Raw genomic sequence first — 15,332 nt, forward strand, 5'->3', positions numbered from 1 at the left:
TCGATCGCCGACACGATCGCGCCCCGGCTCGGTCAGGGAGAGGCGCGCACGTCCTGAGGACGTGCGATGCCGGAGCGTCCTCGACGCACGCCGCGCCCTCCGGAGACGCGGCCCTCGCCCGTGACGCCGGAGGGACAGGAGAGCACCCATGAACTGGGCGAGGTCCCCCCTCGCTCCGCTCGCGCGCGGCTCGCAAACCCGTGGGTCCCCATGTCCCGAGCTCGGCAGTCGAGCCCCAGCGGTCAAGTCCGCTCAGGCCGCTGCTCGGCAGCCGTAACTGTCGCGTTGCCCACCTTTGTCCACATCTCGCAGCGCGCTCGGGCGGCGTCTCTTGGACCGGTCGAACGAACCTGATATGGAGAGCAGCGAGGGGCATTACATGCAGTCGAGCGAACCGGTTCGGGACGACGCGGGGACGACCTGGACCTTGGAGGCGGGGGTGCCTTCAGCGCTGCAGCAAAGCGCGGCGCTGCGCATCGCCCTCATGTGGCGCCACGCCGGAAAGATGGAGACACGCCTGCTCTCGCCGGACACGCCGCTCGTCGTGGGGCGCAGCGTGCCTGCAGCGCTCTGGATCGACGACCGTACCCTTTCGCGGGAGCACGCCCGCTTCGTCCTCTCCGGCGGGCGGGTGTGGGTCGACGATCTGGGATCCAAGAATGGTACATTCCTCGACGGCCGCCGCGTCTCGCGTGCCCGGATCGCGGTGGGGGATGAAATCGTGCTCGGCAACGTCGCGCTGCGGGTGCAGGCGCTCGGCGTCGGGGGAGAGTCCCTCGATCTCGAAGGCGAGGAGAGGCTCTTGCGCCGCGTGGAGGACGAGCTCACGCGCGCGCGCCATTTTCGCCGCCCGTTCGCGCTGCTCCATGTGCGTATCGGCGCGGCGGTCACGGCCGAGGGCTGGATCAAGGTCTTGCGCGCGTGCCTGCAGCCGGTGCACCGCGTGGCGCTCTACGGCACCGGCGCGGCCCAGGTGCTGCTGCCCGAGACCGGCGCCGAGGAGGCGAGCCGCATCGCCCAGGCCATCGCGGCCTCGCCCATCGGCGGCGACGCCCGGCTGCTCGTGGGCTGCATCGTCTACCCGGACGCCGGCAGCAACGCGAACGAGCTCTTCGCGGCCGCGCGCGAGGCCGCCCGCCGCGCCTCGCCCGAGCGCCCGGTCGCGCACGGCCCCTCCGCGGCTGCGGCCACGGTGCTCGCGCGGGAGGACCCGGCCGTGGGAGGGATCATCGCCGGCCAGCGGATGCGCGCGGTGATCGAGGCCGTGAAGCGCGTGGCGGCCTCGCGCATCCCGGTCGTCCTGCACGGCGAGACCGGGACAGGCAAAGAGGTCCTCGCGCGGATGATCCATGAGAGCGGGCCGCGCAAGGGGATGCGGATGGTGCGCGTCAACTGCGGGGCGATCCCGAAGGACCTCGTCGAGAGCACCCTCTTCGGCCACGAGCGCGGGGCCTTCACGGGCGCCCTCCAGCAGCAGAAGGGCGTCTTCGAGGAGGCCGACGGCGGCACCGTGTTCCTGGACGAGATCGGCGAGCTGCCGCCGGCGGCGCAGGCCGCGCTCCTCCGCGTGCTCGAGGTGGGGGCGTTCAGCCGCGTCGGATCGAGCCGCGAGATCCAGGTCGACGTGCGCGTCGTCGCGGCGACGCACCGGGATCTGGAGGCGATGGCTGCGTCCGGCGCATTCCGGGAAGATCTCTATTATCGGCTGAGCGGCGTCGTCGTCGACATCCCGCCGCTGCGCGAGCGAAGGGACGAGATCGAGCCGCTCGCGCGGCATTTCCTGCGGGCGGCCGGCGAGGCCAACGGTCGACACGTCGAGGGCGTCGCCCCGGAGGCGCTCGCGCTGCTCGGCGCCTACGCGTGGCCTGGCAACGTGCGCGAGCTGCGGAATGTGATCGAACGCGCGGTCGTGGTGGCACGCGGCGCGATCATCGAGCCGGAGGACCTCCCGCCGAGGGTGCGCGCGGCGGAGCCGGAGCGCGTCTCGGACGCGGGCGGCGCTTCGGCGCCTGGCCGCCTCTCGACGTCGCTGGACTCGGGGCTTCGCTCCTCGGCGCCGCCCGCCCCGGAGGAGGCGCCGGCCGCAGCGGGGCGGCCGGTCCGCGGGAAAGTGCAGCAGTACGAGGCCCAGCTCCTCCACGACACGCTGGAAGCCGCGGGCTGGAGCCGGGCCGAAGCCGCGCGGCGGCTCGGGATGCCGGTGCGGACCCTGTCGTACCGCATGAAGGTGCTGGGCGTGAAGCGGCCCTCTTCTTGCTAATGCTCCTTGCCAATGTTCGATGCACCCCCGCGGACGCGCGCCGCCGGGAGCGCGCCACCTCGCGATGACCATGTCGAACCGTACGATTGCGCGGAAGTACACGCTGATACGTGAGATCGGCCGCGGTGGGATGGGCGTCATCTGGGAGGCGTTCGACCAGGCGCTCCGCCGGCCCGTGGCGCTCAAGGTGATGACGCCCGAGCATGTCACCTCCAGCACGGCGCGGCGCCGCTTCGAGCAAGAGGCGATGGCGATCGCCCGGCTCCGGAACGAGCACATCGTCCAGATCCATGACTATGGTATCGACGAGGATTGCCCTTATATCGTGATGGAGCTCCTCGAAGGAGAGGACCTCGAGGGCAGGCTCGTCCGGGAGCGGCAGCTCTCGCCGTCGGCCACGCTCGCCCTGCTCCGGCAGATCGCCGTCGGCCTCCAGGCGGCGAGCTCCGCGGGGATCGTCCACCGCGATCTGAAGCCGGCGAACGTCTTCATGGCCCGGAAGGAGCCCGGGGAGTGCGTGAAGCTCCTCGATTTCGGCGTGGTGTGGACGGTCTTCGAGCGGTCGGACGAAGAGGCGCAGCGGGCGGCGGCCGGCAAGACCCTCGGGACGCCGTCGTACATGAGCCCCGAGCAGGTGCGCGCCGTCGTGCCGAATCACCTCAGCGATCTCTGGTCGCTCGGCGTCATCGCCTACCGGGCCCTCACCGGCCGGCTCCCCTTCTCGGCGAGCGGGATCGGGGAGCTGTTCATCAGCATCTGCACCGATCGGTTCCCGCCGCCGTCGAGCCTCGTCCCCGGCCTCCTCCCCGGCTTCGACGCCTTCTTCGAGCGCGCCCTGGCGAAGGATCCGGCGCAGCGGTTCCAGTCCGCGCGCGAGTTCGTCGCGGCGTTCGCGGCCGTGACCGAGGCCAGCAGCCGGCCCACCAAGGTCCTCGTCGCCGACGACGAGCCGGACATGCAGCTCATGATGAAGCTGCATTTCCGGCAGAAGATCCGCGACGGGATCTACGAGTTCATCTTCGCCGAGAACGGTCAGGTCGCGCTCGACGAGCTCCGGCGCCACCCCGACATCGACGTCATCTTGACCGACATCAAGATGCCCGTGATGGATGGGCTCACGTTCCTCGGTCGTGTCCCGGAGGTGAACCCGTTCGCGAAGACGGTGATGATGTCGGCCTATGGCGACATGGGCAACATCCGGTGCGCGATGAACCAGGGGGCGTTCGATTTCCTGCTCAAGCCGATTCATCGCGCCGATCTCGAGGCGACCATCGACAAGACGATCAAGCACGTGGCGGAGATGCGGAGGAACGCCCGCTCGGACGAGGAGAACAAGATCCTGCGCCAGTACACGAGCGCGGCGCTGGTCGAGCGGATCCGGGCGATGGGGCCCGCGATCGCGCTCGCGAGCGAGGCGGTCATGTCCACGGTGGCGTTCATCGGCGTCTTCCAGTTCACGCCCGTGATCAAGGAGAAGCTGCCCGGCGAGGCCATGAGGCTGCTCAGGGCCAACTTCGAGGTGATCGTGCCGGAGCTCGTGGCGAAAGGGGGAGTCGTGGACAAGTTCCTCGGCGACGCCGTGATGGCGGTGTTCCAGGGCCCGGAGCACCTGTCGAGGGCGCTCGGCGCGTGCGTGGCCGTCCGCGCCCAGATGGCGGCGGTGGCGCGCCGCGCCGGCGAGGGCTCGCCCTACACGCAGGGTATCTGCATCGGGCTGTCCTCGGGGCAGGTGCTCGCCGGCAGCGTGGGTTCTCAGGCGTACGGCCGGCTCGACTACACGGTGCTCGGCGAGGCCGTCGACGCCGCCGCGCACCTCGCCAGGGCGGCGCTGCCGGGAGAGATCCTCGTCGGCGCGGCGGTCCACGAGGCCGCGCAGGAGCTGTTCGACTTCGAAGAGGTCGGCGCGAGGCGCCTCCTGCCGGACGCTCCTCCGGTGAATGTCTACAATGTGGTGCGGCGCGGCCGGGCCGCCATCCTTGCAGATGGTGAACCCACCGTGTGCATTGCCACGACCATAACCATGCGATAGGTCGCACCGTGCCGACGCTCATCTACAATCCTGGCGGTCCCGAGGAGCAGGTCTTCTTGATTGCAGAGGCTGACGTCACCATCGGCCGCGCGGAGGATCAGGCGATCTGCATTCCGCACAGGAGCCTGTCCCGTAGCCAGGCACGGATCGAGCTGTCCGAGGGCAGGTTCTTCGTCGTCGATCTGCAGAGCAAGAACGGCACATTCGTGAACGGCGTGCGGGTCCAGCGCAAGGAGATCCGGAGCGGCGATACGCTCACGCTGGGCGATCTGGATCTACTCTTCACGGTAGACGCCGATCCGTCGACGGAGTCGTCGCTCCGACCGCAGGCTATCCGCCCCCTAACGCACACCTCCATTGGCAAGCTCGTGGGGGAGACCAAGCCCGGCCGTGGCGGCGGCGGGCCGAGCGCGGAGGCTCGACTCCAGATCTTGATCGAGGTCACCAAGCTGCTCCCGGTCTCCGATGACATCGACACGCTGCTCCACAAGATCCTTGATCTGATCTTCCAGATCCTCGACGTGGACCGCGGGGTCATCCTGCTCATCAACGAGGCGACGGGGCGGCTCGACCGGCGCGCGGTGAAGACGTCGCAGCCCTTGCCAGACGACGAGCCGATCTTCAGCCAGAACATCGTTGACTACGTGCTGCGCAAGAGCGTGGCAGCGCTCTTCGCCGACGCCGTGCTCGACCCGCGCCTCGGCGCGGCGCGCTCCGTCGTCGCCCAGTCGATCCGTGCCTCGATGTGCGTCCCGCTCAAGCCCAAGGACGACACCATCGGGGTGCTCTACGTCGACAACCTCAGCGCGGCGCATGTCTTCACCGAGCCGGATCTGGAGTTCCTCGTCGCGTTCGCGAGCCAGGCCGCCGTCGCCGTCAAGAACGCGTCGCTGTACCGGCGCCTCGAGCGCGAGACGGTGGAGCGCATGCAGCTCGTGCTGGACGCGAAGCTCGCGTCGCTCAGCGGGGTGGTGGCGGGGATCGCGCACGAAATCCGCAACCCGCTAAATTTTATCAACAATTTCGCTGACATCTCTGCCGAGCTGATCGAGGACCTGACCGGAGGCCTACGCGCGCACGGGGCGCGGCTCGACGCCGGTGCGCTCGCGCGGATCGAGGAGAACCTGGCCCAGCTGCGCGACAGCATGGTGCGGATCACCGAGCATGGCCAGCGCGCGGACGCGATCATCAAGAGGATGCTCCAGCACGCCCGGCGCCCGTCGGGCGAGCGCGCGCCGGCCGACCTGAACGCGGTGGTCGCGGAGAGCGTGCGGCTCGCGCGCGCTGGGGCGCACGGAGGCGACCTCGACGTGCGCGTCGTCGCGGCGTACGATCCGCGGATCGGGCCGGTGGAGATGGCGACGCTCGACATGGGGCGGGTGTTCCTCAACGTGGTCGACAACGCGCTCTACGCGATGCAGCAGAAGAAGCGCGAGCGCGGGGTTGGCTATGCGCCGGAGCTCAGCGTCCGCACCGCGGACCAGGGTGATCACGTCGAGGTGCGTATCCGGGACAACGGGACTGGCATCCCGAAGGGGGTCGCGCCGCGGCTCTTCGAGCCGTTCTTCACGACGAAGCCGCCCGGGGAGGGGACGGGGCTGGGGCTGTCCTTGAGCCGGGAGATCGTGGTGCAGGGGCACCATGGGACGATGCGGGCGGAGAGCGAGGAGGGGGAGTATGCGGAGTTCGTGATCACGCTGCCGAAGGGGAGCCACAGCGCGCCATCGTCACGGATCTGAGATGTATCGCTCACGAGTACTCGCCCGCGAGGTAGGCGACTCGATCTGAGGCTACAGCCCGTAAAAGCGCGCTGGGTTATCCCAGAGGATCTTCCGCACGACAGCCTCGGGCAGCACCTTCACGAGACCGAGCGCCTCTTCGACAATGTCATCGCTATGATCACCATGCGGAAAATCCGTGCCGAAGAGGAGGTTCTCTGCACCGAGATGCGCGACGACGGCGGGTAGGTAGGGCTCGTCCGGTTCGATCGAGACGAAGCACTGCCGTCTGAAGTACTCCGAAGGCTTGCGCTTCACGGTCTCCGCCACCTCGCCGCCATGATGGACGTACTCGACCTCGTCGAGCCGGTAGAGCCAGTACAGCAGCCATCCGCAGCCCGCTTCGAGAAACGCCACACGGAGCTGCGGATGGCGCTCAAGCACTCCACCCTCGGTGAGGGCGAGAAAGGCCATCATCTGTTCCATAGGATGCGCGCACGCGTGCAGAGCGAAATGACTCTCGAACCTGTCCGCGCCGGACGTGGGCAAGCGCGAGTGTGTGCCTGCGTGCACCGCGACCGCCATGGAGAGCCGTTCACAGGCCGCCCAGACAGGTTCGTACGCTGGATCTGAAAGCCCTCGCCGCCCCTTCACGGGGTTCGGCAGAACCACCACCGCCCTCCAGCCAAATCCTGCCACACGCTCGACCTCGTCAGCCATCGACACAGGATCATGAGTACTTAGCAATCCCACGCCCTGCAACCGGGCGGGATTTCGGCTGCAATAGCCACGCAGCCAGTCATTGTAGGCTCTAGCGAAGGCGGCGCCTAGGTTCGCCTCCAGCGAATCAACGCCCAACAGGTACAACGAAAGGGTCGGATACAAAAATGCTACTTCGACCCCGGTTCGATCCATGGCTTCGAGCTGGCCCTCGGGACGTGCCACGGCAACAATCTGTGCGCGCCTCTCGTAGCTGGACCATGACATCTCCACCTGCGCGCGCTGCGACAGATCATGCCACACAGGCTTACCATCAAGCATAAGAACTGGAGATATTGGAAACAGTGCTTTGGGACCATACCGGCGGACTCGTTCGTCGAGCGTCCCCTCAACCACTGCTTGAGCGAGGTACGGCGCGTGTGCGCGCAGCTCAACCGGAAGGAACTGCTTCCACAGTTCGATCGGCTCCATGACGTGCCGATCAGCGTCCAGAACTCGCTTAGAGTTACTCATAGAGCCCATCTCTGGATCAGAGATAAAGGGCGACTGGGTTGAGCTCAGCCTCGGTGAGGCGTTCTTCCAGTAGCCCGATGCGCACGGGGACGTCGTACAGCCGTCCCCGCCCGAAGCGCGGCCATAAAAGGCGCAGTCCAGGCACGATGACCTTGACTGCGCACAGCCCAACGTCAAGGCGTGTCTGGTCGAGCACCAGCGTCTCCAGACCAGCGCGGCTGGCGCGCGCGACGCAGTCAAGAACATCATCGCGCAGATCGGCGCGGTGCGTCAGGGGGAAGTGGTCCCGCGCACGCGCTGGCACCGTCTCGTCCGGGAGCAGAAAGCTCGTGTCGGTGAGCTGTTCCACATCCCAGGGGACCGGCGCTGAAGGATCCGGATCAAAGAGCTGATTGAGCTCGGTCAGCGCTCGCTGCACACCGAGTCGAGCATCGATATGACAACCGAACCCAATGTGCCACTGCACGCCTCCTTCGCTCAGTCCCAAGGCGGCAAAAGCAGGAATTCCCAGATCGGTGGTAATATCCAGTACAAATATGCGGCGCTTCATGGAACGATAGTGCGCCTCGAGATCGAGAAAATACGACTCAGAAAAGCTCGCCAGGTCAACCCTGGGGCGGCGTAAGCGATTGTACCACCAGATCGCGACGGCATCGCGTTCCACAAGCTCGAGAAATCCCTGAAGAATCGCCTCCTCTAGGCAATTGCCTGCGGCGTTCCCGTTTGGGTTGACATAGCAGAATCGCTCTTCCGGTGGTACAGGCAGCTCTGTGTAGCAATAGGAAGTAGGGATCCATCGCCTACGGCCGTGGGTCAACGACCAGACCGGCGACCATTCGATGGAGATCGACGGATCGAAGGGCATTGGCACACGTCGATTCTTGTCCGCGGCTCCCGCGTTGATACGGTCTCGTTGACGGAACTGCGCTTCGCTGAAATTCTGCAGCTCGTCCGGGTGAACACCTTCGTCATCGAGCTCATCGAAGCAGGCACGCCGGCGAGGTTCGTCTCCTCGAAAGCACAAGCTATGACGCTCGATTGCCTCGCAGAGCGCGCTCGCGCGTGCCTGGGCGCTCGTGCGTCCCTTGCCCATCGCCACCCGATGAAAATCGTCAAATGACGGCGCGGCGTGCACCGGGCAGACGCGATAGGCTGCGCCATACACCGGCCGGAGAGGGTGATCACGCTCGGGTATAGGACCAACGCTTGCGACAACTCCCGTCACGGGGCTCACCTGTTTGGCAAACCGCTGCCATGTTTCCTCTGGTGTAGCCGTGCGATGGCCACCGTCGTCGGTGAAACGCTTCGGGCGGCACTCGAGGACAACCGGCGCGCTCACGCGTTCCGTCGCGAGAGCAGGGGCGCCACACGCTGGACATTGAGGGTAGCGAACCACAGCGTGAGACTGGGTCGAGAAGCGCAGAAGATCTACTGTGAGAAGGTCATCCAGAGGACCTGCGCCATCATTCACGATCCAGTTCGAGAGCGCAATCGCGGCAAGGCTGACACTCGCCTGTATGCTGGTCGGCACCTCCGGCTGCGTCCACGAGCACACAGACTGTTCCATCGCATGGCGCTCGAGATAAGCCTCCACGGGTCGGTTGATGCGCAGACGACAGGCCATGCAGTTCCAGCAAGGTCCCGTCCCGGGGCGGAAGACTGGTCCGAGCCAGGCGGTAAGCCCGGCAGGCTTGAGCAGCGTCCAGCAAAGGCCCCGCTGGAGGGAACGTCGATTGAAGTCCTCAAGCCTGGAATCAAGGTAATCGTCCACGACGACGACGTGAACGAGCGCATCGTCCTGAACACGCGTTCCGACCCCGCGTAAGGCATCGACGACAGGATCTGCCATGCGGGACATCCCATGTACCGTGACGGGCGTCGAAGCGAGGCGCGCTGAAGCGCGGTCCGCGTCCACTCCCTGCGCCTCCCAGAAGGCGGCGGCCCTCGCAGAGAGCGACGGCGACACCGCCACGACATACCCATCTCTCTCCAGCGTTACCAGAGTGAATAGAATGTTCGGCGGTGGTGCGCGCTCCGAGAGCTCCGCGAGTATCTGGGCGACCGTTCTGCGACCGTCGATGAGCGGTACGACGAGAGCGTATGTGCGACCTTTTAGCATGACTGGATCGAGGCCGCCTATCAAAAAGACCCGTTCGTCATCGAGGAGGCGAGGCAGCAAGTGACGCTTGAACCGGAGAACCTTTTGCAACGGATCAACTTGGGGTGTGATCATGGAACAATCGCGCGCTCCAGAAGCAGCGCGGCGCCTGGGAGGGACATCACCGACCGGCACCCGTAACGTGGGGACGATCAGGCCGGACCCGGCTCAGCAAAAGGTGAAAGGGTAGGCCCTGCCCGTCGCGGCGTAGGTCGATAGCGCAACCGGGCGCTGCTTTTCGTCGGCTGGGGCAGGCGGCAGGTACATCACCACCTCGCTTTTCGACATCCACCATTGTCGCTTCTCGGTATTCCATTCGTTTTTATCGCCCTTGTCATCTTTCTCAGGCATGAGACGAACCGTGAGCTGGATGCCAGCGGGGAGGGTATACTTGCATTGCTTCTTGAAAAAGGTTTCCGGATCCTCGATCAGAGCATCTTGTAGTTCTCCAGTGTCGTCCGACCATACAAGTGCGATCGCTGTCATCCAAGCATTCTGCCACTCGAGCGCGCCTCGGATTCCCTGGATAGGATCTTCGACTGGAACGGGCTCCCCGAGCTGAGGCTCCTTGAGGTGAGGTACCTGAAAAGACTTTACATTGTTGTCGTCGCTCATTTCGATACTCCTCTTCGACACGTCTATCCCGTCACCGGCTGTCTCTGTGATGCGCGATCGCGGCTCTCCAGTCAGCTCGCCTCAAGAGGTGAGATTCTCGAGAAGAGCACGCGCCTCACGTAAGTTTTGGGTTTCGAGTCCTTCGGTGAACCAGCCATACAATGCTGAGAGCATCTGGTGCGCCTCTCTTGTCCTGCCCTGCTGCCCAAGCAAGCGCGCTAGCTCAACCGTTGCTTCGAGCTCTTCCGCCTTGGCGCATTGACGCTGCGCAACGGCCACAGCGCGACGGAAACATACCTCAGCCTCGTCAATCGCTCCTGGATCCTTCTTCAGCAGGAATATACCTTTCAAGCGTAGTACCCCAGACAGGAGCCAGAAATCGCCGTGCTGCTCGGAGAACCGCAGCGCCTCGTCGAGGCGTTCCAGCGCGACTTCGACTCGCCCATTCGAGGCCTCAGCTTCGGCGAGGATTGACAAGAGAAAGGGCTTCCCTGCCAGCTGGCCCGCCGCCTCGAAGGCATGGAGTACACGTGCGATCTCGGCCAGATCGCGTGTGACCCAGCAGCGAAGAATCTCCGCGTATGCCTTGCTGAAGGGCAAACCGTACCGCTCCGCCACTGCGATCGCTTCTTCAGTCACCTCGAGGACTCGCGTCGGCTCACGACGCATACGGTAGCCAATCATGGAAAAGAACAGGCTGAACGCCAACATGTCTGGTTGGTTCAGCTCTCGTGCCCACGCCACGCCATGCTCGAACTCGTCCACCGCTCGATCGATGTAGCCGAGCGATGCCAGCGCGGTTCCTAGCATCAGGTGAGCCATCGTCTTGGGATCGATTCCATAGACCAAAGCGACGTGACGGTGCCGCGACGGGTCGTATAACGAGATCGAGCGCTCCGCCGCTGCGCGAGCTTCTACCATGCGGCCCTCCATGATTAGGCACTGCGCCAGCATGCTCTGGGCTGCGGACTCTTGCGATGTATCTCCGGATTCCTTGGCCAGCTTGACCAATCGCTCTCCAAGCTCCAGTGCCTTGGCGCGACGCGATTGCAAATGATGATAGTTGGTGAGAGCCCACAGGGATACAAATTTATGTCGATTCGTGCCAATTGAGTCGTTGAGAACCAGGATACGCGCGGCCAACGTCTCGACTCGTGGATCCCCATAGCCGAGCGATGCCATCATGGCAGGCATCAGGAGCGAATCCAGCTCTAGCTCCACCGTGGCTCGATCCGCCGGATCGTAGATGGCCTCCACCCACGGGAGCGCCTGTGTAATCTGCCCCGCGGCTTCGGCGTACGCTGAACGTTGCAGCATCGCCGTTGCTGCCTTCTGCGCATACCCGATCGCCTCCCGCTCCTGCTCCGCACCTGCGTGGTGATGAGCCAGCAGCTCGGGACGCTCGCTGACCACCTCCGGGAACTTTTCCTCCAGCGCCTTCGCGATCCTCGCGTGCACCTGCTGGCGCGACCGCCTGAGCATCGACTCGTACGCCGCGTCCCGCACCAGCGCGTGCTTGAACAGGTACGCCGCGCTCCTCAGCCGCCTCTTACGGTGCACCAGCTCCGCCGCGACCAGCTTGTCCAGGTCCTGCTGCGCCTCGGCCTCGCTCCGCGGGCTCACCGTGCGGAGCAACTCGAACGTGAACTCCCGCCCGATCGCCGCCGCGACCTGCGCCGTCTCCTTGGCCCTGCCCAGCCGATCGAGCCGCGCCACGAGCAGGTCGCGCAGCGTGCCCGGGATCGCCACCTCCGACAGCGGCTTCGCCAGCGCGTAGCGCCCTTCCTTCTCCACCAGCGCGCCAGCCTCAATCATCGCCAGCACCAGCTCCTCGACGAAGAGCGGCACGCCATCGGTGCGGCTCGCGATGGCGTCCAGCACCTCCGCCGGCACCGCGCGATCGTGGGTGACCTTCGTCGCCATCTGCTCGACCTCCGGCCGGCCGAAGCGCCCGAGCTGGATCTGCTGCACCGCCGTCGGCGACCATGGCGGCACGAGCTCCGGCCGCGCGGTGAAGATCGCGAGCACCTGGGCCGACCCCACCTCGCCGACGAGCTGGCCGAGCAGCTCCAGCGTGCTCGGATCGGCCCAGTGTAGATCCTCGATGAACAGCGCGACCGGCTCCTTTTCGGCCATCTCAAAGAGCAGCGAGAGCACGGCGTTGCGCGTCAGCTCCCGTTGCTTCTGGGGCGAGACGTCGAGCGGCGCCCACTTTTTCGGGAGCGGGATCGACAGGAGCGGCACGAAGAGCGGCATCGCCTCGGCCAGATCGAAGCCGTGGAGCGAGAGCAGCGCCTCCAGCTTGTTCGCCCGGTCTTCGGCTTTCGCCTCGTGACGCGGATCCATCAGGCGATCCAGCAGATCGACGATCGGGTAGAACGCGCTGTTCGCGCTATCCGGCGTGCAGCGGCTCTCCAGCCAGATGTGCGGCTCGTCCCCGATCTTCTCCTCGAGCTCGCGGGCGAGGCGCGACTTGCCGATGCCCGGCTCACCGGTGATAAGGACGGCCTGGCCTGCGCCGCCGCCGACGCGTCCCCAGCGCTCCAGCAGCATGTCCAGCTCTCGCGCGCGGCCGACGAGGGGCACTTCTCGGAGCCCACCGGACGCGCTCCCCTCCCGCAGCTGAAAGACCGCGACCGGCGTGTCGAAGCCCTCGAGTGAGCGGGTGCCGTCCTCCTCCAGCGCGAAGTGCTTGCGGAGCAGCCGCCGGGTCTCCCCGCTCACGAGGATGCTGCCGGGCCCCGCCGCGGCGCTGAGCTGCGCGGCGAGCTTCGGCGTCGTCCCCACGACGTAGCCGAGGCCGACGATCGTCGGATCGCGCAGCTCGCGCGCGATCACGAACCCCGTGTGGATCCCGATGCTGAGCTCGATGCGGATCTTGCGCTCCGTCTCGAGCGCCTCTCTTCGCCGGAGCAGATCCGCCGCCATCTCACGCGCCGCCTCGGCCGCGCGCCGCGCGGCGTCCTCGCGCGCTGTCGGGTAGCCGAAGTAGAACAGCACCCTGTCGCCCAGCACGCCGGCGGCGTGGCCGTTGAAGCGGCGAGCGATCATCGTGCACGCCTCCTGCTGGAGGCCGAGGAGCTGCTCGAGCTCCTCCGTGTCCACAGGTCCGTGCCCGGTGCTCGACGCCGAGAGGGTGCAGCACACGGCCGTGATCTGGCGCCGCTCGCCCTCGATCAGCCGCTTGGAGAGCCCTCCGCCGGTACCCGCGCCTGCGAGCTCCACCGTTGCAGTCTGCATGTCCGACGCCGCGGGCTGGAGGCGCGCAGATCCGCTCCTGGCCCGCAGCCCGCTCACGTCGCACTCCTCGAGCTCACGCAGGAGCCCCGCGGTCGTGACGTTGCGCGCGGCCGCGTCCTTGGCCGTCACGCGTCGGAGGATGTCCCCGAGCGGATGATCGAGGATGGCCGCAGGGATGGCGACAGGCTCGGCGGAGAGCTGGTTGAAGATCACGTCAGCGGCCGTGTCGCCAGCGATCACGCGCTTGCCGGTCAGGCACTCGAGGAAGACCAGGCCCCACGCATACAGATCGGAGCGCGGCGTCGGAGGCTGACCGCGGAGCTGCTCGGGCGCGGCGTACGCAGGCGTGCCCACGGACTCGTTGGTCAGCGTGATCCGCGTCTTCTCGTCGCGCTTCGCATCCTCCGTGAGCGCCCCGATCCCGAAATCGAGCACGAGCACGTTGCGCCGGGCGCCGGTGGGGATGACCATGAGGTTCGCGGGCTTGAGATCCCGGTGGATCACACCCTGCGCGTGCGCGCAGCCGAGCGCGTCGAGGATCTGCAGCATAAAATGCCGCGCTTCGCGCGGATCCAGCGGGCCTTCCTCGGCGAGGACCTGGGCGAGATCCTTGCCAGGCACGAACTGGAAGACCGAATAGACGACGGCTTCGTCCGCCTGCCCCGAGTCGATGAGGCGGACGATGTTCGGGTGGTGGAGCTGCCCGCAGAGCTGCATCTCACGCTGGAAGCGCGCCACGCGCTTCTCGCGCGCCTGCGCCGCGCCGCTCGACCCGAGCTGCAGCACCTTGATGGCCACGGACTGGCCCGTCGCGAGTTGCCGCGCCTTGTAGACGGTCCCGAAGCCGCCTTCACCCAGCTCGGCGAGAATCTCGTAACGGTCTCCAAGCACCGCGCCGATCTTCTGTCGAGAGTCCGAGCTCACCCCTGCCTCCGTTGCGCGTGGAATACTGCCTACACCCTACCTACATGGAAATTCGTGGGCGTCGCAACGGTTTTTGTTTTCACTGGAATCTGACCCCCTCCATCCCGCGCTGACCCGTCGCGATCAGCCCTGCACGACGCGTCATGCGCATGGGTCTGCTCGCTTCAGGTCCCAGGAGCGACTCCTGCATGAGAGGCTTCCGGTCATGGCGAGCGTGCCCGGATCACGGCGTCGAGCGCGCTAGGCTGGAAATCTGCAGAGTGCTGGTAGGATGTGGATCGGCCGGGGGCGAAGCCGGGCCGCTTTGAACGAACTCCTGAAGGTTGTCGCGTGAAGGCGGCCCCTTCGGGCTCGTGCACCGCGCCGAGGTGTATCGAGATCAAGGCCGAGAGCTACGTTTGCTTTCTTCCCGGGAGCCGCCTCGACAGAGCCGTGGGGCATCGTCTTTGCTTGGCGCGACAGGCTCAGCGACCTGAATGCATGTAACGCGTTCTCAGGTGCCAGGTTCTTAAGTCCTCGCCGCCCGGTGCGGGCAACTTCTTGCCGACGAGTCCTTGCCGTCTGGCCGGACGGCACTCCGTCAAGATGCCGTTGACGTCACCATTCCGGGCGGTCGCCTAATTCAGGCGGCCGCATGGGCCGTTCGCCTGGGAGGAAGAGCGGACCGAGGAGGGGATCCGGAGCGGCTTGAGGATGTGATGACACGGCTCCTGTGGGCGGCGTTCGGAGACGTCTCTCCCGGTCCGAAAGATGTCGCCCGTACCTATGACCCGGGGAGCTCTGGCGGCGGGGAGCGCTCACTTGCCCTGGTTGGGGCTTGTCGCACGCAAAAGCGCTCGACGAGGATCTCCGGATGTTGCACCTCGTCGCGCTCGACCGGCGCCTCCGCGTCGTCGAGCCGGTCATCGGGGCCGTGGCTGCGCCTGCGCCGCGCTGAGCGCGGCGCAGGGCTCAAGGGCCGCGCCCTCCAGCCCCGGGCGGCGCCCGCGCATCGCATTCGGCCACCTCTTCCGCGCCCGCCCCTCGGACCCGCGGCGGCGCCCGCAATCCCTCGCGCAGGACGCCGGCGCTCCCACGACCTCCGAGCCAGCAGGCGGCCCGCGTCCCGCCCGGACGCGCTGCGTCCGCGGGGGACACCAGCGTGGTCGTTCCACC

Annotated in this window: 7 protein-coding genes; 3 read left to right on the plus strand and 4 right to left on the minus strand. The window is 66.5% G+C overall.

Annotated features, from left to right (window positions below; translation table 11 throughout):
* Window positions 1–355 precede the first annotated feature (355 nt).
* The 3 genes from WME98_RS25710 to WME98_RS25720 all read left to right on the plus strand — a co-directional run bounded on the left by WME98_RS25710 (window position 356) and on the right by WME98_RS25720 (window position 6,028).
* Window positions 356–2,260, plus strand: a complete 1,905-nt coding sequence (locus tag WME98_RS25710; RefSeq protein WP_437953701.1) for a sigma 54-interacting transcriptional regulator — start codon at window positions 356–358, stop codon at window positions 2,258–2,260.
* A 70-nt stretch (window positions 2,261–2,330) separates the two neighbouring features.
* On the plus strand, window positions 2,331–4,289 hold the full coding sequence (locus tag WME98_RS25715; RefSeq protein ID WP_437953702.1) for a protein kinase domain-containing protein: 1,959 nt from the start codon (window positions 2,331–2,333) through the stop codon (window positions 4,287–4,289).
* Window positions 4,290–4,297: 8 nt separating this feature from the next.
* Window positions 4,298–6,028: an ATP-binding protein gene (locus tag WME98_RS25720; RefSeq protein ID WP_437953703.1), complete on the plus strand. Its 1,731-nt coding sequence runs from the start codon at window positions 4,298–4,300 to the stop codon at window positions 6,026–6,028.
* Between the two features lie 51 nt (window positions 6,029–6,079).
* On the opposite strand, the gene WME98_RS25725 is transcribed toward WME98_RS25720, so the two are convergent.
* From WME98_RS25725 to WME98_RS25740, 4 genes are all read right to left on the minus strand, one after another.
* On the minus strand, window positions 6,080–7,198 hold the full coding sequence (locus WME98_RS25725) for an amidohydrolase family protein (RefSeq protein WP_437953704.1): 1,119 nt from the start codon (window positions 7,196–7,198) through the stop codon (window positions 6,080–6,082).
* Window positions 7,199–7,256: 58 nt separating this feature from the next.
* Window positions 7,257–9,473, minus strand: coding sequence for a TOMM precursor leader peptide-binding protein (locus WME98_RS25730; RefSeq protein ID WP_437953705.1), 2,217 nt, complete (start codon window positions 9,471–9,473; stop codon window positions 7,257–7,259).
* A 93-nt stretch (window positions 9,474–9,566) separates the two neighbouring features.
* Entirely contained in the window at window positions 9,567–10,013 is a 447-nt protein-coding gene (locus WME98_RS25735) for a BMA_0021/BMA_0022 family TOMM bacteriocin (protein ID WP_437953706.1), read from the minus strand.
* A gap of 81 nt (window positions 10,014–10,094) precedes the next feature.
* Complete coding sequence (locus WME98_RS25740; protein ID WP_437953707.1) at window positions 10,095–14,177, minus strand: TOMM system kinase/cyclase fusion protein; 4,083 nt, start codon at window positions 14,175–14,177, stop codon at window positions 10,095–10,097.
* Between the last annotated feature and the right edge of the window lie 1,155 nt (window positions 14,178–15,332).

This window comes from Sorangium sp. So ce296 (assembly GCF_051529605.1).
Taxonomy (GTDB): domain Bacteria; phylum Myxococcota_A; class Polyangia; order Polyangiales; family Polyangiaceae; genus Sorangium; species Sorangium cellulosum_D.

Bases quoted from the DNA above. Each gene is read 5' to 3' on its own strand.
- WME98_RS25710 (WP_437953701.1), top strand. From the start codon at position 356: ATGGAGAGCAGCGAGGGGCATTACATGCAGTCGAGCGAACCGGTTCGG.
- WME98_RS25715 (WP_437953702.1), top strand. From the start codon at position 2,331: ATGTCGAACCGTACGATTGCGCGGAAGTACACGCTGATACGTGAGATC.
- WME98_RS25725 (WP_437953704.1), bottom strand. From the start codon at position 7,198: ATGGAGCCGATCGAACTGTGGAAGCAGTTCCTTCCGGTTGAGCTGCGC.
- WME98_RS25730 (WP_437953705.1), bottom strand. From the start codon at position 9,473: ATGATCACACCCCAAGTTGATCCGTTGCAAAAGGTTCTCCGGTTCAAG.
- WME98_RS25735 (WP_437953706.1), bottom strand. From the start codon at position 10,013: ATGAGCGACGACAACAATGTAAAGTCTTTTCAGGTACCTCACCTCAAG.